This is a genomic window from Pseudomonas sp. B21-010 (genome assembly GCF_024749325.1).
GTDB lineage: Bacteria > Pseudomonadota > Gammaproteobacteria > Pseudomonadales > Pseudomonadaceae > Aquipseudomonas > Aquipseudomonas kilonensis.
In genome coordinates, this window is record NZ_CP087198.1 from 3,675,585 (window position 1) to 3,695,861 (window position 20,277).

General features: G+C 62.2%; 13 protein-coding genes. 6 read left to right on the top strand and 7 right to left on the bottom strand.

The features are described from left to right. Nucleotides 1–157: 157 nt before the first annotated feature. From LOY50_RS16040 to LOY50_RS16050, 3 genes are read left to right on the top strand one after another with little or no spacing between them, the layout of a single operon-like run. Entirely contained in the window at nucleotides 158–1,402 is a 1,245-nt protein-coding gene (locus tag LOY50_RS16040) for an exonuclease SbcCD subunit D C-terminal domain-containing protein (protein WP_258688339.1), read from the top strand. Next, nucleotides 1,399–5,040, top strand: coding sequence for an SbcC/MukB-like Walker B domain-containing protein (locus LOY50_RS16045; protein WP_258688341.1), 3,642 nt, complete (start codon nucleotides 1,399–1,401; stop codon nucleotides 5,038–5,040). The genes LOY50_RS16040 and LOY50_RS16045 overlap by 4 nt, the downstream gene beginning before the upstream one ends. After that, nucleotides 5,037–5,639: a glutathione S-transferase gene (locus LOY50_RS16050; RefSeq protein WP_258688343.1), complete on the top strand. Its 603-nt coding sequence runs from the start codon at nucleotides 5,037–5,039 to the stop codon at nucleotides 5,637–5,639. The genes LOY50_RS16045 and LOY50_RS16050 overlap by 4 nt, the downstream gene beginning before the upstream one ends. Before the next feature lie 174 nt (nucleotides 5,640–5,813). On the opposite strand, the gene LOY50_RS16055 is transcribed toward LOY50_RS16050, so the two are convergent. From LOY50_RS16055 to LOY50_RS16085, 7 genes are all read right to left on the bottom strand, one after another. Continuing rightward, nucleotides 5,814–5,939: a hypothetical protein gene (locus LOY50_RS16055; RefSeq protein ID WP_003180680.1), complete on the bottom strand. Its 126-nt coding sequence runs from the start codon at nucleotides 5,937–5,939 to the stop codon at nucleotides 5,814–5,816. Nucleotides 5,940–6,113: 174 nt separating this feature from the next. After that, nucleotides 6,114–6,293 carry a hypothetical protein gene (locus LOY50_RS16060; RefSeq protein WP_018611529.1) on the bottom strand — a complete coding sequence of 60 codons (180 nt, stop codon included), beginning with the start codon at nucleotides 6,291–6,293 and terminating at the stop codon, nucleotides 6,114–6,116. Nucleotides 6,294–6,449: 156 nt separating this feature from the next. Then, the gene (locus tag LOY50_RS16065) at nucleotides 6,450–7,625 is read right to left on the bottom strand and encodes a lactonase family protein (RefSeq protein WP_253475584.1); all 1,176 of its coding nucleotides are present in this window, start codon (nucleotides 7,623–7,625) and stop codon (nucleotides 6,450–6,452) included. Continuing rightward, nucleotides 7,612–7,908: a DUF5629 family protein gene (locus tag LOY50_RS16070; protein ID WP_214512724.1), complete on the bottom strand. Its 297-nt coding sequence runs from the start codon at nucleotides 7,906–7,908 to the stop codon at nucleotides 7,612–7,614. The genes LOY50_RS16065 and LOY50_RS16070 overlap by 14 nt, the downstream gene beginning before the upstream one ends. 238 nt (nucleotides 7,909–8,146) lie before the next feature. Then, entirely contained in the window at nucleotides 8,147–9,727 is a 1,581-nt protein-coding gene (locus tag LOY50_RS16075; RefSeq protein ID WP_024617655.1) for an aldehyde dehydrogenase (NADP(+)), read from the bottom strand. 12 nt (nucleotides 9,728–9,739) lie between these two features. After that, entirely contained in the window at nucleotides 9,740–10,732 is a 993-nt protein-coding gene (gene araD1 / locus LOY50_RS16080) for an AraD1 family protein (protein WP_258688344.1), read from the bottom strand. Nucleotides 10,733–10,882: 150 nt separating this feature from the next. After that, nucleotides 10,883–12,205, bottom strand: a complete 1,323-nt coding sequence (locus tag LOY50_RS16085; RefSeq protein ID WP_258688352.1) for an MFS transporter — start codon at nucleotides 12,203–12,205, stop codon at nucleotides 10,883–10,885. A gap of 193 nt (nucleotides 12,206–12,398) precedes the next feature. Between LOY50_RS16085 and LOY50_RS16090 the strand changes: the two genes are divergently transcribed. The 3 genes from LOY50_RS16090 to LOY50_RS16100 all read left to right on the top strand — a co-directional run bounded on the left by LOY50_RS16090 (nucleotide 12,399) and on the right by LOY50_RS16100 (nucleotide 20,029). Continuing rightward, the gene (locus LOY50_RS16090) at nucleotides 12,399–14,135 is read left to right on the top strand and encodes an IlvD/Edd family dehydratase (protein WP_024619882.1); all 1,737 of its coding nucleotides are present in this window, start codon (nucleotides 12,399–12,401) and stop codon (nucleotides 14,133–14,135) included. Nucleotides 14,136–14,401: 266 nt separating this feature from the next. Then, nucleotides 14,402–15,121, top strand: a complete 720-nt coding sequence (locus LOY50_RS16095; RefSeq protein WP_003202686.1) for a FadR/GntR family transcriptional regulator — start codon at nucleotides 14,402–14,404, stop codon at nucleotides 15,119–15,121. Between the two features lie 237 nt (nucleotides 15,122–15,358). Beyond that, on the top strand, nucleotides 15,359–20,029 hold the full coding sequence (locus LOY50_RS16100; protein ID WP_258688354.1) for a dermonecrotic toxin domain-containing protein: 4,671 nt from the start codon (nucleotides 15,359–15,361) through the stop codon (nucleotides 20,027–20,029). The last annotated feature ends 248 nt before the right edge of the window (nucleotides 20,030–20,277 follow it).

Genomic DNA, 20,277 nt, shown 5'->3' on the forward strand with positions numbered 1-20,277 from the left:
ACAGAACCCAGCAATCCCCTCGCCGCAGTTAAGTATCGACCCGCTCAGTAGATCCCATGAAGTTGAACAAGTCCTCCCCCCGGTTTCCCAGTAAACTCTCCCTCTTTTAGCCGCCCTTCTCTTCACCGCGGCCATCATCTGTTTTCTGGAGTTTGCCTTGCGTCTGTTTCACACCTCCGACTGGCACCTGGGGCAAAACCTGCACGGCCAGGAACGCGATTTCGAACACGCCTGCTTCCTCGACTGGCTGCTGCGTCAACTGACCCACGAAAAGCCCGACGTGCTGCTGATCGCCGGCGACATCTTCGACACCGTCAACCCGCCGGTCAAAGCCCAGGAGCGGCTGTACGATTTCATCGTCAGCGCCCATGAACAAAACGCCAACCTGACCATCGTGATGATCGCCGGCAACCACGACTCCGGCTCGCGTATCGAACTGCCTGCGCCGCTGATGCGACGCTTGCGCACTCACGCCCTGGGTCGGGTGTTGTGGCTGGACGACGGCCAACTGGACGTCGAGCGCCTGTTGTTGCCGTTGCCCGATGCCAAAGGCAAGGTCAAGGCGTGGTGCCTGGCCCTGCCGTTCCTGCGCCCCGCCGAAGTCACCGGCGCGCAACTGGGCGACGACTACCTGCGAGGCATCGGCCAGGTGCATGAGTGGCTGATCGCCGCAGCCAACAGCAAGCGCAAGAAAGGCCAGGCGCTGATCGCCATCAGTCATGCGCACATGGCTGGCGGTTCGGTGTCCGAGGATTCCGAGCGCAGCCTGATCATCGGCAACGCCGAGGCCCTGCCCGCCAGCCTGTTCGGCCCGAGCATCAGCTACGTCGCCCTCGGCCATTTGCACAAGCCGCAGAAGGTCAACGGTGAAGAGCGTATCCGCTACAGCGGTTCGCCGATCCCGCTGTCATTTTCGGAGATCGGCTATCAGCATCAGATCCTCGACATCACCCTGGACGGCGAAACCCTGGTCAAGGTCGAGCCGCGCCTGATCCCACGAGCCGTCAACCTGCAACGCCTGGGCCCCGCGCCGCTGGCCGATCTCCTGGTGCAACTCAAGGAACTGCCCGACATCGACCTGTTGGCCGATGTCCAGCGCCAACCCTGGCTGGAAGTGCGCGTGCGCCTCGACGAACCGCAGCCGGACCTGCGTCACCAGGTGGAAACCGCACTGCAAGGCAAGGCCGTACGCCTGGTGCGGATCGGCGCCGAGTACGCCGGCAACGGCGGCGCCGGCAGTGCCGATGATGGCAACGCACTGGTGGAGCTGGATCAACTCAGCCCGCAGGAGTTGTTCAGCCGCGCCTGGCAGGACACCTACGGCAACGAAGTGGACGAACAGACCCTCAAGGACTTTGCCGTGCTGTTGCAAGACGTGCAGATGGAGAGCGAGCAGCCATGAAGATCCTCGCGATCCGCCTCAAGAACCTGGCGTCCCTGGCCGGGCCGTTTGAAATCGATTTCACCGCCGAACCCTTGGCCAGCGCCGGCCTGTTCGCCATTACCGGCCCCACGGGCGCCGGCAAGAGCACGTTGCTCGACGCCTTGTGCCTGGCGCTGTTCGGCGCCGTGCCGCGCCTCAACAACACCGGCCGCGATGCCAAGGTGCCGGACGTCGATGGCGAGATTGCCACCGGCGATCCGCGCACGCTGTTGCGCCGTGGCACCGGCGATGGCTTTGCCGAAGTGGATTTTCGCGGCATCGACGGGCGCCGCTATCGGGCCCGCTGGGAAGCCAATCGCGCCCGGGAAAAAGCCGGCGGCAAGTTGCAAGCCAGCCGCCAGAGCCTGCGGGACCTGGACAACGATCAACTGCTGGCGAGCCAGAAAGGCGAATACAAGACCCAGCTCGAAGCGGCCCTGGGCCTGAACTTCGAACAGTTCACCCGTGCCGTGCTGCTGGCCCAGAGCGAGTTCAGCGCGTTCCTCAAGGCCGATGACAACGATCGCAGCGAACTGTTGGAAAAACTCACCGACACTGCCCTGTATACCCGCCTCGGCCGCCGCGCCTTCGACAAGGCCAAGCAAGCCAAGGACAGCCACCGGCAGTTGCAGGACCAGGCCACCGGTGTCACGCCGCTGGCCCCCGAGGTCCGGGCCGAGCTGGACCAGCGTTTCAACGACGCCCAGCAATTACTCAAGGCCCAACAGGCGCAACTCAAGCAACTGGAGCAGCAGCACACCTGGCTGCGCGACCTGGGCCTATTGCAGGATGAACACGCCAGCGCCGCCCAACAGCTGCAACAGGCCCAGGCCGATTGGAACGCCCTGGCCGACGAGCGCCTGAAACTGGTCCGCCTGGAACAACTGGCGCCCCAACGCCATCAGTTCATCCGCCAGGCCGAACTGAGCCGACAGCTCGACCCCTTGGCCGCGCAGATCCAGCAGCTTACCCAGCAGCAGCTCAATCTCCATAACCAGCAGGCCGAACTGGAAAAAAGCCTGGGCGCCGCGCAACTGGCGCTGGCTGCGGCCCGGCAACACAGCAGCGACAGCGCGCCGTTGCTGCGCCAGGCCTTTGAAGAGCAAAGCACCCTGGCCCGCCTCGCCAGGGACGCCAGCCAGGGCGCCGAGCGCCAGGAACAGGCGCAACAGGCCTGCACCGAAGGCCAGCGCACCATCGACACCTTGCTCGAACAGCAAAGGCAGGTGGCAGAGCGCTTGCAGCGCATCGCCGGGGAGCTTGAGCAAAGCACGCACCTGGCCCCGCTGAGCGATGCCTGGAACGCCTATCGCGATCGCCTCCAACAACTGATGTTGATCGGCAATCGCCTGAACCAGGGCCAGGCCGAACTCGCCACACTGGAACAAAGCGCCACCCGCGCCGCAGAGGAACTGGCCAGCCGCCGGCAAGACCTCGAAGTGCTGTACAAGGAAGCCGGCGCCGAACCGGAGGCAGTCGCCGAACAGATCCAGTTGCTCGGCACCCTGCTGCAAGACAACCGCAAGCAATTGCGTGCATTCGAAGACCTGACCCGGCTATGGGCCAGTCAGCAAGAGCTGGACAAACGTGGCGCCGAACTTGAACAACGCCAGCAACGAGCGTTGCAGGAACGTGACCGGCTGGTGCGCGAAGGCGGCGAAGCCAAGGCCGAACTGACCATTGCCGAGCAGACGCTGACCGTCACCCGCGAGCTGCTGGAGCGCCAGCGCCTGGCCCGTAGCGAAAGTGTCGAGCAACTGCGCGCACAGTTGCAGGATGAACAGCCCTGCCCCGTGTGTGGCAGTGTCGAGCATCCTTATCATCAGCCCGAAGCCCTGCTGGAAAACCTCGGGCGCTTTGATGAAACCGAAGAGGCCAACGCCCGCCAGGCCGTCGACCTGCTCAATGAAAAAGTCATCGACCTGCGGGCGCAATACAGCGGGGTCATCGCCCAGCTCAAGGAACTCAAACAGCAGCAGGAACAGCTCGCCAGCCAGCAACAGAGCCTGGCGCCCAGCCTTGAAGCCCACCCGTTGTCGGCGCAACTGCTGGCCCAGGATGCGAACAAGCGCGACGCCTGGCTGACCCAGCAGAACAGCCAACTGACCCTGCGCATCAGCCAGGACGAACAGCGGCAAACCGCCCTGCTGACCCTGCAGCAGGACGCCGCGCGCATGGCACAGCGACTGCGTGAAGCCGAGGCAGCCAGCCAACAGGCATCACAGCACCTGAGCAACCAGCAGCAGGAACTGTCCCGCGACCGCCAGCGCCTGGACGAGGAACTGAGCCACTTCAGCACCCTGCTACCCGCTGACACCCTGCAGGCCTTGCGCAGCGAACCCGCCGCAACCTTCTTGCAGCTCGACCAGCAAATCGCCCAGCGCCTGGAGCAATTGGAACAGCAGCGCGACGAGCTGGGCGAACAGCTCCAGCGCCAGCAAACCCTGGAGAAAGAGCAGGACCGCCAGCAGACCCGCCTCCAGCAACTGGAAGCGGCCCGCCTGCAATTCAGCGCCCTGAGCGAGCAACAGCAGGCCTGCCAGGGGAAACTCACGCAACTGCTCGGCGAGCACACCAGCGCCGAACAGTGGCAGCAACAACTCGACCAGCGCCTGGAACAGACGCGGGATGCCGAGGCGACGGCCAATCAGCAGTTGCAGCAATTGCGCAACGACCTGGTGCAACTGGCCGCCGAACTCAAGGCCCGACAGGAACAGGCGCAATCCCTGGACCTCGAACGCCAGGCGCTGGCCGCCGGTATCGCGCAATGGCGCACCACCCATCCGGAACTGGACGATGCCGCCCTCGAGGCCCTGCTCGGCCTGGACGACCACCACGTCAGCCAGTTGCGCCAGCGTTTGCTCAATAGCGAAAAAGCCATCGAACAAGCCCGCGTCCTGCTCACCGAACGCGAACAGCGTCTGCAAAACCATCAGGCCCAACACAACGGCAACCTGGCGCCCGAGCAGCTCGCCCAAGCCCTCACCGAACTGCAAGGCCAATTCGCCGCCAGCGAACAGCACTGTGCCGAACTGCGCGCCGAACAGGCCGAGGACCAGCGCCGGCAGAACGCCAACCAGGCCCTGGCCCAGCAGATCGAACAGGCCTACGCCGAATACCAGCGCTGGGCACGCCTCGATGCCCTGATCGGTTCGGCCACTGGCGACCGCTTCCGCAAGCTGGCCCAGGCCTACAACCTCGACTTGCTGGTGCATCACGCCAATGCCCAACTGCGGCAACTGGTGCGCCGCTATAGGCTCAAGCGTGGCGGCAGCATGCTCGGGCTGCTGGTGATGGACACGGAAATGGGCGATGAACTGCGCTCGGTGCATTCGTTGTCCGGCGGCGAAACCTTCCTGGTCTCCCTCGCATTGGCATTGGGCCTGGCCTCGATGGCGTCCAGCACACTGAAGATTGAATCGCTGTTCATCGACGAAGGCTTCGGCAGCCTCGACCCCGAATCGCTGCAACTGGCGATGGACGCCCTCGACGGCTTGCAGGCCCAGGGCCGCAAGGTCGCGGTGATTTCCCACGTGCAGGAAATGCACGAGCGGATTCCGGTGCAGATCCAGGTGCGTCGCCAAGGCAACGGCTTGAGCACAGTGGAGGTGAAATGAGCCATGCCACGCTCTATTCCTTCCGTCGCTGCCCCTATGCGATGCGGGCGCGCATGGCCTTGCGCTACAGCGCGGTCGAGGTGGCGATTGTCGAAGTCAGCCTGAAGGCCAAGCCAGCCGAGATGCTCGCACTCTCCAGCAAAGGCACGGTGCCGGTGCTGCAGGTCGATGGTCAAGTGATCGATGAAAGCCTGGAGATCATGAACTGGGCCTTGGCCCAGCACGATCCGCAAGACTGGAGGCTACGGGACGACCCCGAAGGCCAGGCGCTGGCGGCGGCGTTGATCGAGGAAAACGACCAGGTGTTCAAGCTGCACTTGAATCGCTACAAATACCCCGAGCGCCATCCTGAGTACCCGAAGGAACATTACCGTAGCGAGGGTGAAAGCTTTCTGCGCAGGCTGGAGGCCTTGCTTGAAACCCGGGCGTTTCTGGCGGCACATCACCCGAGCATGGCTGACGTGGCGGTGATGCCCTTCATACGGCAGTTCGCCCATGTCGACCGCGACTGGTTTGCCCAGGCGCCCTACCCTCGGCTACAGGACTGGTTGCAGAGGTTTCTGGATGGCGAGCTGTTCGTGGCGATCATGGCCAAGTAACCATTTGCCCGGCGAGCGCCCTTTTGTAACCAAAGGCGCTTTTGTGGCGAGGGAGCTTGCTCCCGCTGGGCCGCGCAGCGGCCCCCTTTCTGCGATTGCTGCGCAATCGAGCGGGAGCAAGCTCCCTCGCCACAAAGGCAATCATGCCACCCCACTGTTGAGCGCACGACTCAATCAGTCACTCAACAAACTCAATAATCGCTCACGCGCCACTTCCAACTCGCCGGAATCCGGCTGGGCCGCGGAGACAATCGGGGTGGAATAGAGAAACAGCAGCATCACTGCCAGACGCATCGCCATGGTGTCGATCCTTATCGGCAAAGGAGTCAATTTGTCAGCGTCAAATTTAAACACATGGCTAAGTGATATTACAGCAGGATTTCTCTGGAAACGGCGAAGCCTGCGATCTTTTCTCTTGCACCTGAAGGTCAGTGAAGATGAAAAGATCGCAGGCTTCGGTCGTTGCGCGATATTTCAGTGTTGGGTCTTGTGGTCCAACGCCGCATAGAAGTTGGCGCTTTGTTGCAGGTATTTCTCGGTGTAGCTCTGGGTGCGATTTTTCTTGTCGCTGATCTCAATGCTGGCACTGGCGGGCAGCGCCACGGTGGCAGAGATGGCGGAAGCGGCGATCACGGAGAAGAGATTCAGATTCATGGCGGTAGACCTCGGATTCAGTTGGCTGACTTGCCCGGTTGGGCCGTGAAGCAAACTTACGCGCCGAGGCGTCCTGCGTTGAAATGCTTTGCATCACTTGCGAATATCAGTCTCGTTGATACAACGGCGCAGGCCCCGAAAAACGGGGCCTGCGGTCTATTGACGGACGATGAACTTCAAATCGCTGGGCGCATCCATCGGCATTTTCTGCACGGTTTTACCCAGCAGGCCGGTCTTCGGATCGCGCTCGAGCACCACGATCTGGTTGCTCTTCTGGTTGGCAATCAGCAGGAATTTCCCGCTCGGGTCGAGGCTGAATTCCCGTGGATGATCGCCTTCGACCGAGCGCCGCTGCAGCTCTTTGAGCGTGCCAGCGGCCGGGTCGATGGCGAACACCAGCACTTCGTTGGTGGTGCCACGGTTGCTGACGTAGAGGAACTTGCCATCCCTGGACGCATGCAGCGCGGCCGCCGCCCTGCCCGGTTGTGGCTTGCCGGCGGCCAGGTCGACCAGTTGGCGCTGGGTCAATCGACCGTCCTGATAGTCGAACACCGCCACTTGCGCGCTCATTTCCATGGTCAGCCAGGCGTGCTTGCCGTCAGCGCTGAACAGCAGGTGACGCGGGCCGCTGCCGGGTGGCAACTGCACGAAGGCTGGGTCGGCAGCGGTCAACGGCAGCTCTGGATTGGCCTTGGGGTCATAGCGGTAGATGAACACCTTGTCCGCCCCCAAGTCGTTGGCGAACACGTACTTGCCGTCGGGCGAGGACACTGCGGCGTGCACATGGGCCGACATCTGCCGCTCGGGGTTGACCTTGCTCGGCTGATGACTGCTCAACTGCACCACCGGTGCCAGCTTGCCATCGGCGCCCACCGGCAATACCGCCAGGGTGCCGCCCGGGTCTTCCACCACCGAGTAGTTACTGACCAGCAAATGCCGGCCATCACCGCTGAGGCTGGAATGGGTCGGCTCGTTGCCCAGGGACTGCACCTGATTGATCAGGCTCAGTTCATGGGTCTTCGGGTCAATGGCGTAGCTGCTGACCTTGCCCACCGGGTCTTTCTGGCCCGGCCCGTTTTCGTTGACCACGAACAGCCGGGTCATGTCCTTGGAAAGGGTCAGCCACGACGGGTTGTCTGTCTTGATCACTTGCAACGGGTTGGCATCGAGCTGGCCGGTACGACTGTCGAACTGCAACCGGTAGATGCCCTGGCTCTGCCCGGCGGTGTAGGAACCCACCAGCAGTTGATGGCGTTCATCGGTGCCTGCCTGGACGCCCATGGCGCCCAGGCTGCCAGCCATCAGCAACGGCCAGAGACTACGCATTTTCATCTTCGTCGTCCTCATCGTCGTGGCCGCTGGTAGCCTCCACGCACTCCAAGTGGTGGTCGCCCGAATCGCTGGTGATGATCCAGTGGTTCAGGGTTTTGTCGAATATCGCGGCCTGCATCTGCGCTGGCGTGAAGCGCCAGTGCTCGAGGGTGCGGCCGTTCATGCACTCGACGTGCAACTGGTCCTGCTCGTCGAGAGAAAAATCGAACGCGTGCAGCCCATCGATAATCAGCATGTCGCAGGATTCGAGGGCGTGCAGCAGGGTGTCGGTTACGGCAGTCATGGCGATCAGTCGTTCATTGGGAAAGTCGTCATGATAACCCAATGTGGGCGTGGGCCTTGGGCCATAAGGTTCGAAAGCGGTTTCGATGGGAAGATCGCCATCGCGAGCAAGCTCGCTCCCACAGTTGGATTTCCAGCGAACACAAATTTTGTATTCACCAAAGCCCCCCTGTGGGAGCGAGCTTGCTCGCGATGAGGCCAGCACATTCAACTTGAATATAACGGCCTCACCGCAACCCTCAGAGCGCCTCGCGCCCCGGCACCCCATCCACCAACCGCAGGATCCCCAGCGGGTTGGCATTCTTCAACGGCTCGGGCAACAGGCTGTCCGGGTAGTTCTGGAAGCACACCGGACGCAGGAAACGATCGATCGCCAGGGTGCCCACCGACGTACCACGGGCATCGGACGTCGCCGGGTAAGGCCCGCCGTGCACCATCGAATCACACACCTCCACCCCGGTCGGATAACCGTTGAGCAGGATGCGACCGACCTTCTGCTCCAGCAGCGGCGTCAGTTCGCTGAACCGTTCGAAGTCCGCCGGCTCGCCGATCATCGTTGCCGTCAGTTGACCGTGCAGGCCGTTCAGCGCGGCGGTCAGTTGCGCCTGGTCCGCGACTTCGACAAACACCGTGGTCGGGCCGAACACTTCTTCCTGCAGCGCCTCGTCACCGTTGATCAGCAGGCTGGCGTCAGCCTTGAACAACTGCGGCTGGGCCTGGTTGCCCTGCTGCTCGCGCCCGGCCAAATGCTCGATGCCCGGGTGAGCCAGCAACTTCTGCAGGCCCTTGCCGTAGCTTTGCAGCGTGCCGGCGTTGAGCATGGTCTGGGGCGCCTGGTCGCCGATCAGCGCGGCTACCTGCTGGGTGAAGGCGGTGAATTGCGGCGAACGAATGCCGATCACCAGGCCAGGGTTGGTACAGAACTGACCGCAGCCCTGCACCACCGAGGCGGTCAGGTCGCGCGCGACGCTCTCGGCGCGGGTTTCCAGCGCTTGGGGCAACACGATTACCGGGTTGATGCTCGACATTTCGGCGAACACCGGGATCGGCTGCGGCCGTGCGGCGGCCATGTCGCACAGGGCGCGCCCGCCCTTGAGGGAACCGGTGAAGCCCACAGCCTGGATCGCCGGATGCTTGACCAGCCATTCGCCAACGCCACCACCGTAGATCATGTTGAACACACCCGCCGGCATCGCGGTCTTTTCAGCCGCGCGGATGATCGCATCGGCCACGTGCTCGGCGGTCGCCATGTGGCCACTGTGGGCCTTGAACACCACCGGGCAACCGGCCGCCAGGGCCGACGCCGTGTCGCCCCCGGCGGTGGAAAATGCCAGGGGGAAGTTACTGGCGCCAAACACCGCCACTGGCCCAAGGCCAATGCGGTATTGACGCAGGTCCGGACGGGGCAACGGCGTGCGCTCAGGCAACGCTCGGTCGATGCGTGCGCCGTAGAAATCGCCACGACGCAGGACCTTGGCGAACAGGCGCATCTGGCCGCTGGTGCGACCGCGCTCGCCCTGGATCCGTGCCGCCGGCAACGCGGTTTCACGGCAGACCACGGCCACGAACGCATCGCCCAAGGCGTCCAGCTCATCGGCAATGGCCTCGAGGAACTCGGCCCGGCGCACCGCACTCAGGCTGCGGTAGGCAGGATAAGCCGCCGCGGCAGCCTTGGCGGCGGCGTCGACTTCTTCGGCCGTGGCCTGGACGAAGTCATGGGGCAAGGCTTCGCCGGTGCTGGCGTCGACGCTCTGCAGGCGAGTCTGGCCGGCGGCGCTGCGCGCACCGCCGATGTAGTTGTGGCCAAGGATCTGGTTCATCGCAAGTCTCCTTTAAAGTGTGCCGATAGTACCCGGGTTGAACACCGCGTCCACCGGGGCAATGCCGTTGACCAGCGGCGCGCCGAATTCAGCCTGGCTAATTTCGAACACATCCCCCGGCTGCGTGCGGATGCCATCGGCGAACGACAGGGTCGCGGTGCCGAAGAAGTGAACGTGGACATCCCCTGGGCGCAGGAACTGACTGTACTTGAAGTGGTGGAATTCCAGGTTTTCGAGGCTGTGGCACATGTTCGCCTCGCCGCTGAGGAATTCGTTCTGCCACAGCACTTCGCCGTTGCGCAGGATACGACTGGTCCCGGACAGATGTTGAGGCAGTTCACCCACGCGAAGTTCCGGGCCAAAACTGCAACTGCGCAATTTCGAATGGGCCAGGTACAGGTAATTCTTGCGCTCCATCACGTGGTCGGAAAACTCGTTGCCCACGGCAAAGCCCAGGCGATAAGGCTTGCCGTCGTGACCGATGACGTACAGGCCGCTGATTTCCGGCTCTTCGCCAGCGTCTTCGGCAAAGGGCGGCAGCGGGAACGGATGGCCCGGGCGGACCACAATGCTGCCGTCGCCCTTGTAGAACCATTCCGGTTGCACACCAGCCTGCCCGGCCTGGGGCTTGCCGCCCTCCACGCCCCACTTGAAGATGCGCATGGTGTCGGTCATGGCCGCTTCGTCACCGGCCTGCTGGTGCATCTTGTCCCGGGCCGAGGCGCTGCCCAGGTGGGTCAGGCCGGTGCCGCTGACCAACAGGTGCGCCGGGTCCGGGTGGTCCAGCGGCGGCAGGATGCGCAGGTCACCGAGCAACCGGGCGTAGTCATGGCTCGCCCCCAGGCCCAGGCTATTGACCTGTTGCTCAAGCTTCACGCCCGCTTCGATGGCCGCCAGCGCCAGGTCGCGCACGGTGCGAGCGCCCTGCACTTCGCGCACCTGATCGCCCTCGACTACACCGACGCGGCGTTCGCCGTTTGGCAATTCGAACTGAACTAAACGCATATCTTTCTCCTTGCAAACATAACTTAAATACAACGCCGGTCCCTTGTGGGAGCGAGCTTGCTCGCGATAGCGGCCTTACATTTACCCATGATGTCGACTGTCAGACCGCCATCGCGAGCAAGCTCGCTCCCACAGTTGATTGCAGTGACCTCAGGTACGCGTCGCCCCGCGGGCGCTGGCCGCGAACTGGTCCGCTGGCAGCACATGCTTGCGCTCCAGCAGGCGATAGACCACGCCGGTCAATACCAGGCCGAACACCATCACACACGACAGGAAATACAGCCCCGAGGCCAGGTTGCCGGTGTACTCCTTCAGCGCACCGATCACGAACGGGCCGATGTAGCCGCCCAGGTTGCCCACCGAGTTGATCAACGCAATGCCCGCCGCCGCACTGGCGCCGGCAAAGAAACGCCCCGGCAAGGTCCAGAACACCGCCGTGCAGGAAAACAGCGCGAACGCCACCAGGCACAGCGCCGCCAATTGCAACACCGGCACCGACAACCAGGCGCTGAGGAACAGGCCGATGGCGCCCAGCACGTACAACACGGCCAGATGACCGTAGCGGTCGTTCAAGCGGTCGGAGCTGCGGGGAATGATCAGCAAACCGATGATGCCGAAGATGTACGGCACCGACGACACGAAGCCAGTCACCAGGTCACTGCCGCCGAACTGCTTGATCAGCGTCGGCAACCACAGGCCCAGGCCGTAGATGCTCAAGGTCACCGGCAGGTAGAACAGCGCCAGCAGCAAGACACGCTTATCCTTGAGGGCATGCAGCGGATTGCCGTGGCGGGTCTGGCCGTATTCCTGCAGGTCTTTTTTCAGTTCACTGGTCAGCCAATCCTTCTCGGCCTGGTCCATCCATTTCACTTGTTGCGGGCCGTCCGGCAAGTAACGCAGCACCGGCCAGGTCAACAGCACCGCCGGCAGGCCGATGACGATGAACAGCCACTGCCAGCCGTGCAGGCCAAGGATGCCGTCCATGCCCAGCAAGCCACCGGACACGGGGCCGGTGATCATCATCGCGATGGGCTGGGAAAGAATGAACAGGCCCAGGATCTTGCCGCGATGGCGCACCGGGAACCACTGAGTGATGTAGTACAGCACGCCCGGGAAGAACCCGGCTTCGGCCGCACCGAGCAGAAAGCGCATCACATAGAAGCTATGCGGGCCTTGTACGAACGCCATGCCGATGGTGATGGCGCCCCAGGTGATCATGATCCGGGCGAACCAGCGCCGGGCACCGAAGCGTTCCAGCATCAGGTTGCTGGGGATCTCCAGCAGGAAATAACCGATGAAAAACAGCCCTGCACCCAGGCCGTAGGCGGCGTCGCCGATGCCCAGGTCGGCACCCATGTGCAGCTTGGCAAAGCCCACCGCAGAGCGGTCCACGTAGGCGATCAGGTACAGCAGGATCAGGAAGGGAATCAGTTTCAGCGTGATGCGACGTATAAGCCGCAATTCCTGGCTCATGGGACCGGTCTCCGATTGTTGTTGTTATGGAACCTCGGGGGATTTCTCTCGCGAATGACCGCCAGGACAACCCCTCCATTGAATCGGACTATATAGTAATACTATTTACCCAACAACACTTCCAAACCGCACAAATTGCGCTTATGTTACGCTTCAGCTAGAACAATATAGTCATACAATAAGAGAATCGATCATGTCTGATAAGAAACCCTCCCTGCGCTCGGCCCAATGGTTTGGCACCGCCGACAAGAACGGCTTCATGTACCGCAGCTGGATGAAAAATCAGGGCATCGCCGACCATCAGTTCCATGGCAAGCCGATCATCGGCATCTGCAACACCTGGTCGGAGCTGACGCCGTGCAACGCGCACTTCCGGCAGATCGCCGAACACGTCAAGCGCGGTGTGATCGAGGCCGGGGGCTTCCCGGTGGAATTCCCGGTGTTCTCCAACGGCGAATCGAACCTGCGCCCCACCGCCATGCTGACCCGCAACCTGGCGAGCATGGACGTGGAAGAGGCGATTCGCGGCAACCCGATTGACGGCGTGGTGCTGCTCACCGGTTGCGACAAGACCACCCCAGCCCTGCTGATGGGCGCCGCCAGTTGTGACGTACCGGCCATCGTCGTCACCGGCGGGCCGATGCTCAACGGTAAGCACAAAGGCCAGGACATTGGCTCCGGCACGGTGGTCTGGCAATTGAGCGAACAGGTCAAGGCCGGCACCATCACCATCGACGATTTCCTCGCGGCCGAGGGCGGCATGTCCCGCTCGGCCGGCACCTGCAACACCATGGGCACCGCCTCGACCATGGCCTGCATGGCAGAAGCCCTCGGTACGTCCCTGCCCCACAACGCGGCGATTCCAGCCGTGGACGCACGGCGTTATGTGCTGGCCCATATGTCCGGCATGCGCGCCGTGGAAATGGTCCGTGAAGACCTGAAACTGTCGAAGATCCTGACCAAGGAAGCTTTCGAAAACGCCATCCGCGTCAATGCGGCCATCGGCGGTTCGACCAACGCGGTGATCCACCTCAAGGCCATCGCCGGGCGCATTGGCGTGCAACTGGACCTGGACGACTGGACCCGCATCGGTCGCGGCATGCCGACCATCGTCGACCTGCAGCCATCCGGACGCTTCTTGATGGAAGAGTTCTACTACGCCGGCGGCCTGCCCGCCGTGCTGCGTCGCCTCGGCGAAGCCAACCTGATTCCCCATCCGAACGCCTTGACCGTCAACGGCAAGAGCCTCGGCGAGAACACCAAGGACGCACCGATCTACGGCCAGGACGAAGTCATCCGTACCCTGGACAACCCGATCCGCGCCGACGGCGGTATCTGTGTGCTGCGCGGTAACCTGGCGCCACTGGGCGCGGTACTCAAGCCGTCCGCCGCCACCGCCGAACTGATGCAGCATCGCGGTCGCGCGGTAGTGTTCGAGAACTTCGACGAGTACAAGGCACGGATCAACGACCCGGAACTGGACGTGGACGCCAACTCGATCCTGGTGATGAAAAACTGCGGGCCGAAGGGTTATCCAGGCATGGCCGAAGTCGGCAACATGGGCTTGCCCGCCAAGCTGTTGGCCCAGGGTGTGACGGACATGGTGCGGATTTCCGACGCACGCATGAGCGGCACCGCCTACGGCACGGTGGTGCTGCACGTGGCACCGGAAGCCGCCGCCGGCGGACCTCTGGCAGCGGTGAAGGAAGGCGACTGGATCGAACTCGATTGCGCCAGCGGCCGCCTGCATCTGGACATCCCGGACGCAGAACTCGCCGCGCGCCTGGCCGACCTGCCGCCACCGCAGAACCTGTTGGTGGGCGGTTACCGGCAGTTGTACATCGAGCACGTGCTGCAAGCGGACCAGGGCTGCGACTTCGACTTCCTGGTCGGCTGCCGCGGCGCCGAGGTGCCACGCCACTCCCACTGACCCCAAGTCTCCCCCCTGTAGGAGCGAGCTTGCTCGCGATGGCGGTTGAACATTCAACATCAAAGTTGGCTGTCACACCGCCTGTGGCGAGGGAGCTTGCTCCCGCTCGGTTGCGCAGCGACCGCCTTTGGGCCTGCTTCGCAGTCCAGCGGGAGCAAGCTCCCTCGCCACACGTTCACTCAAGCCCAAGGGTTTGGCCTGATGAATATCCGCCGCGCCTGCTATCATGCGCAGCACTCCCCTCGCACAGGATCGCGCCGCGTCCCATGGATTACCGTAAACCTTCCGACCGCAAAAGCATGCACGCGCGCATCGTCCAGGAACTGGGCATGCAGATCGTTTCCGGGCGCTTCAAGCCGGACGACAAACTGCCCGCTGAAGCCTTGTTGTGCGAAGAGTACGCGGTCAGCCGTCCGGTGCTGCGTGAAGCCACGCGGGTGCTGGTCGCCAAGGGCCTGGTGTATTCGCGACCGCGCGTGGGCACGGTGGTCAAGGCCCGGCGGGAGTGGCACATGCTCGATCCGGATGTGCTGCATTGGCTGATGCAGAGCAGCCCGCAGAATGAGTTCTTCAACCTGCTGACCAGCGTGCGCAGCATCATCGAGCCGGCCGCCGCCGCCCTAGCCGCACAGTTCGCCAACGAGGACGACATCGCGTCCATCCGCGAGGCCTACCAGCGCATGGAAGCGGCACCGACCCCCGAGGCCGTGCTGCAACCGGACCTGGACTTCCACAGCCGCATCGCCGACGCCACCCACAACGACCTGCTCGCCAACCTCTGCAACATGTTGTCGGTGGCCATCGCCGAGGCGCTCAAGCATTCCAACCAGCGGCCCAACCTGCATGAACTGGCGATGCCGCGCCACAAGGCGATCCTCACCGCCATCGAGAACCGCGACGCCCTCGGCGCCCGCCATGCCACGCTGGTGCAACTTGACGATGCCCGCAGCGCGCTGAATGTGGTGCTGGGCAACGATCCCGCCTGACATCCCCTGTAGGAGCTGCCGAGTGCAACGAGGCTGCGATCTTTCCCCAGGCACTTGAGTCCCAAGCGAAAGATCAAGATCAAGATCAAGATCAAAAGATCGCAGCCTTCGGCAGCTCCTACCCACACCCCGCACGCGTACGGGTGGTATCTATATACCGCCCGCAGAGGAAGGAAATCCCGACACTTGACTCTCGCCGTCATCCCGACGGCCATGAGTTCAGGAAAAGGACTTCTTATGACCTCGCCCACACCGGCCGACACCCCCTCTGCGCTTGCACAAAACGTCAGCCAGCAATTCGCCAGCCGCCCGACCTTCGAGCAGATCGCGCAACAAATGCTTGAACAAGCCATCACGGCAAAATACCCCTCGCTGACCATCGACCTCTCCAAGACCCAATTGGCAACGCCGAATGCAGCCGCCCGCGCCTGGAACTTCCAACCCTTCATGCCCCTCGTGCTCGACTACCTGGCCCTCGACACACCCGTGGATTTCAGTTCACGGGGTCATCTTGACTGTTATCTTTCCGACTCGGTCCCACACCGCCTTTGGTCAGGCGATGAAAAGTTGGACATGCAGGTCATCAAAAAGCTGTTGCTTGAACTGCCCTGGACCCTATCGATCGGGCTGGAGGATGCGCTGACTCACTATTGGAACACCGACATCAGCACCCACGCCCAAACCGACACCCATACCAGCCGCTGGCAATGGCTCAGCGACACCCTCAAAAACCTGCTGCATATCCGTGGGCTGCAACAGCCAGGCCTCACGGAACCAGCACGCGAGACCCTGGACCAGATCGTCCGTTGGCCGGACCGTGAGCAACGCTTCAGCCGCAATACCCCCGCCGTCTACGCCTACAGCCTGGAAAGCACCCTCACCCAGGGCACCTCCAGCACCGTACTGCCCAGCAACGAGATCCTCCTGCTTCATTACACACGCTATGGGCTCATCATTCTGCTTTGCAGCCCCGGCAGCGCCGTGCAGTCCTTCGCTTCGATGGACGCCTTCAATCGCGACTGGGGCGAACGGATCGCCAGCCGCTACATTGTCGACACCGTCACCTGCCAACGCTACGAGATCGGCGGCAATGCCTTCGACACCCAGGCCGCCTTGATATTGGAGCAGCAATTGGCCGACCTTAAGGCGGTGCAATTGCCCTCCCGGATTGGCCTGCAAGACCTCAAGACGCTCTACAACGAGCTAAGCGACCCGGCCCGCTATCTGCGCGACGCGCCACGCCTCACGCCTGAAACATCGACACGACTCGAGCCGCTACTGCCCGAATGGTTGAAACAGGCGTCCCTGGCCGATCAAACAAGGTTCCAGCGCTACAGCCTGGCGCTGGCCAGTGTCAAGAAACGCGATCAAGGACGAACCTCTCTCAGTGATCTCAAGACTTTTACGGCTGACGCTTTACTCACGCTGATGAGCAAAACCAATGACAGCAGCCCGGCCAAGGCTCCCCCCAGCCAGTTCCAACCCGACGATGTGACGCTGGTTTTCACCGTCTCCGCGGGGTATCCGGGGACCGTAGGCATCAGTGAGAAAAGAACGATGAGCCTGACTCGACTGGCCATCGACAACCTCGTCGCACGGCCCAGCGGACACCTGAAGCTCAGTCATCGCCTGGGCCTGGCATTGCCCGCATGGCTGACGCCAGACTTTATTAGTCGTAAAGGCGGCTTGATCGAACAGGTAGACATCGGTGCGGCCTACCCTCGCTACCTGCAAGAGGAACTGTTGAGCGACACGCCTCAAGCGCAGGAATATCAGCGGATGTTTGCCGAACAGATCCTGGCGCAGCTACCGCTGGAAGCGCTACAAAACATGCTGAATAACGAAAACGGCATGACCCGCCAAGGGTTGCGCCTGATCGAGGCGGTCCTGCAGCCCGACGCCGATGATCGACAAATCGACGGTCGTGAGGTAGTCATCCGACACCTGGCCTTCCTACGCAAGCCCGAGGCCCGGCCCGACGTCGTCGGCAACATGTTCATTGTCGAAATGCAGGACGTCAAAACCGGCCCGCACCTTTTGTATCGCCCTTTGTATGCGCCCGCGCTGCTGGAGTTTCCGACACGCCAGGCCCTGTTGCAGGCCGTCGTCACTGCCGGGGACCTGCAAAACAGCATCCTGACCTGGATGCCCGATGCCGCGCGCCAGGTGTATGCCAATGGTGGCTTCCTGGAGCCGCACATCGTGCATTTTATCCAGGGCGACGAATTCAGTGCCCCCGAAAAACCCGCTCCGGCCACACTCGCCATCGACGGTGTCAGCGACGAACTGCTGCAATACCTGCACAACGGCGAACTGCTGCAGTACCTCTATGGCTGCAACGCCCGAGCCTTGATCGCCCAGGCCGACCGCAACTCGGTCTCCAACAGCGAAAGCCGCTGGGCGGTATTTCTTGAGGGCGGCAGCCTGTTGTTCAATACGCTGTTGTTTCCCTTGTTGCGTGGCCCGGCCATGGCCAGCGTCTGGCTGTGGAGCCTGATGGCCAGCGCCAGCCAGGATATCCCGGCGCTGATCAGTGAAGATCCGACGACGCGGGAACTGGCCGCCGTCGACTTGCTGGTCAACCTGGCCATGCTGGTGAGCCAGTTTCCCTCCGTCCGTGCGCCTGCTCGCGCCTCCTTGCCGGTAGCAGTCGAGCACCAGGCAATGCGTGCTCCCGCACCGCGCATGGTTGCCCAGCGGTGGCCCGCGCCAGACTTACCGAGCATTCTGGAGGGCTCCGTGGCCTTGCCAGGCGAACAATCCAGCAGCTCGCTGGACTTCAGTTTCAGCAGCCCTCGCCGCCACCTGACGCAGGAACAACGTACCCGCATACGGCGCATGCAGGTGACGCGTCCAACTGCTTTGCCTGAGCCGATTGGAAATGGTCCTTTCAAAGGCCTGTACGTGATTGGCAACAAATGGCACGCGTTGATGCAGGACGGCCTGTATCGAGTCAACCCGGACCCGGACGGCACCACGATTGTCGACCCGCTCGACCCGACACAGACCGGGCCTGCGCTGCAATCTGACCTGGACGGCAACTGGTCCCTGGATCTGCGCTTGCGCCTGCGTGGAGGTGCACCGCCCAAGCGCCTGGCTGACCAGCGTCGCCTCAATGTCCAGAAAGCTGTCGAGCTGACCGCTGAAATAAACGATTACCTCGCCCGGGAAAACGAACAGCAACGATCCCTGGAGATTGCCCAACAAGTGATGACCCGGCTCGAGGAAGGAAGCGCCTTTACCGAGGAGCAGCGCGCACCAAAACGAAAGGTGTTTTATGACCTGCTCAACGAGCAGACCGACATCTATTTGAAACTGCTGGACAGTGCGCCCGAGCGCGCAAGGCTGGGCATTGGCTTGCCTTCTGCAAGCGTCCGCGGGCTGATGGAGAATGTCGTCAACAATGCCCGCAAGGCCTTCCTGATAGTGGAAATGGATCAACGAGCCCTCAATACCGCTCACCCGCAGTTTTTCGGAACGTTTGTGGAAGAAGACGTGGTTCGCGACATGCCGGGCTACGTGGTTTTCCTCGAAGCCATGAACGACATCAATGATCGCGCCATCCATTGGCTGCAACTCAAGGATGAGTACCTGGAGAAGCTATTGAACCTGGATTCGGTGGGGGCCCAAGCGTTCGACCGCCTGACCCGCGGCCGTCCGCAGAATGAAAGGAATGTCATAGGCACCAAGGCCCTGCAGTTGGCCGCCCTGCCGATACTGGCCATCAAAAACCCGGAAACCGACTTGCCCGATAGCCTGTATCGCATCGTCAAGCCATTGGCCGAGCAAGTACGTTCCCACGCTGACCTGCAACTGTACGACCTGAGCGCCTCTGAGCAGCTTGAGGTACTGACCAGCCTGACCGAGCATTATGGCGAAGCCCTCGACGCCTTGCAGGGCATGAAAACCCTTTATGCCGACGATATCAACGACGTCTATTTCGAGAAGCTGACCACGCTGCTTGACAGCCTGTACCAGGATGCGTCCGGCAAACTGGCGGCAGAAGTCAAACCCGAACCGACACCGCGCAAGCGCGCGCCCAAACGTCCCAAAGCACCTTCCGGAAGCCCACAGAAAAAGGTGATCAAGACCCGAAAAAGTGGCGTTCTGATTGGTGACCTGAAACCTGCCGGAACCTCCTTGCCGATTGAAGTCGTCGAGTTGCGCTCCCAAGTCGACGATCAGGTGCTGGCCACCTATTCGCGTCACGACGACGTCTGGGACGTTGTCGACGTACACCGACCGGCTCGAGCCCCCAGGACCCGATCGGTCAACGCGATCAAGGGCGATGCGCGAACACTGCTGGAGGAGCTGGAAAAACGTCTTCGCCGCGCTGAAAGCTATAAAAAGCGTTGCCGTCATCCTCAGGAAATCGAAGAGATCATGAACAATGAGGCCAGTCGCTTCCGCGCGATCTCGGAAGAACTCGACAGGGCCTTCTCAGCTTCACAAACACCACGCACGCCGGCCGATCAAGCGCTGGGCAGGCAGTTGACCGAGGCCATTTCCAGACTGACGTCCAGGGGCAGCGCCCTGCGTGTCGAATTGAGCCTGCACCTGCCGCCCACCGACGGCAACCTCCAGTACCTGTTCGAAAAAAACCTGATACAAGTCGCGCGACTGGGTGAGCGCAAAGCGTTGAAAGGAGCCCGCAAGGACTTCCTCCAGGAATATGCCATCAACAACCGTGACGGCTTCCCCCTCTGGTACGCGCATTTTCACTACGAAAAAATCGATACGCCGAAAGCCGACTACAGCGTCGCCCACCTGAAAACCAAGGCACAACGCCGGGAAGACTATCACTCGCTGCTCGCCAAGGCGGATAGCCCCTACGCGGTGGTGAATGTGCATCGAGGGAACATCGGCAAGCTCATGGCGCAGAGCAAGTTCTTGCCGTTGGCGCCCTGATGACAACGCAAGCGTAAGGGTTGTGATGCCGCTCACCCAAGGCGGGGTCATTCATTGTGGCGAGGGAGCATGCTCCCGCTCGGTTGCGCAGCGACCGCCCAAGGGGCCTGCTTCGCAGTCCAGCGGGAGCAAGCTCCCTCGCCACAGAGGCTGTGTTTGGACTGGAATGATCAGAGTCTGAGCGGCAAAAAAAACCTGTGGGAGCGAGCTTGCTCGCGATCGCGCACTGACATTCAACACCTTCATTG

Coding starts and splice junctions, on each gene's coding strand:
- LOY50_RS16045 (WP_258688341.1), top strand. CDS start 1,399: ATGAAGATCCTCGCGATCCGCCTCAAGAACCTGGCGTCCCTGGCCGGG.
- LOY50_RS16050 (WP_258688343.1), top strand. CDS start 5,037: ATGAGCCATGCCACGCTCTATTCCTTCCGTCGCTGCCCCTATGCGATG.
- LOY50_RS16055 (WP_003180680.1), bottom strand. CDS start 5,939: ATGGCGATGCGTCTGGCAGTGATGCTGCTGTTTCTCTATTCCACCCCG.
- LOY50_RS16060 (WP_018611529.1), bottom strand. CDS start 6,293: ATGAATCTGAATCTCTTCTCCGTGATCGCCGCTTCCGCCATCTCTGCC.
- LOY50_RS16065 (WP_253475584.1), bottom strand. CDS start 7,625: ATGAAAATGCGTAGTCTCTGGCCGTTGCTGATGGCTGGCAGCCTGGGC.
- LOY50_RS16070 (WP_214512724.1), bottom strand. CDS start 7,908: ATGACTGCCGTAACCGACACCCTGCTGCACGCCCTCGAATCCTGCGAC.
- LOY50_RS16075 (WP_024617655.1), bottom strand. CDS start 9,727: ATGAACCAGATCCTTGGCCACAACTACATCGGCGGTGCGCGCAGCGCC.
- araD1 (WP_258688344.1), bottom strand. CDS start 10,732: ATGCGTTTAGTTCAGTTCGAATTGCCAAACGGCGAACGCCGCGTCGGT.
- LOY50_RS16085 (WP_258688352.1), bottom strand. CDS start 12,205: ATGAGCCAGGAATTGCGGCTTATACGTCGCATCACGCTGAAACTGATT.
- LOY50_RS16090 (WP_024619882.1), top strand. CDS start 12,399: ATGTCTGATAAGAAACCCTCCCTGCGCTCGGCCCAATGGTTTGGCACC.
- LOY50_RS16095 (WP_003202686.1), top strand. CDS start 14,402: ATGGATTACCGTAAACCTTCCGACCGCAAAAGCATGCACGCGCGCATC.
- LOY50_RS16100 (WP_258688354.1), top strand. CDS start 15,359: ATGACCTCGCCCACACCGGCCGACACCCCCTCTGCGCTTGCACAAAAC.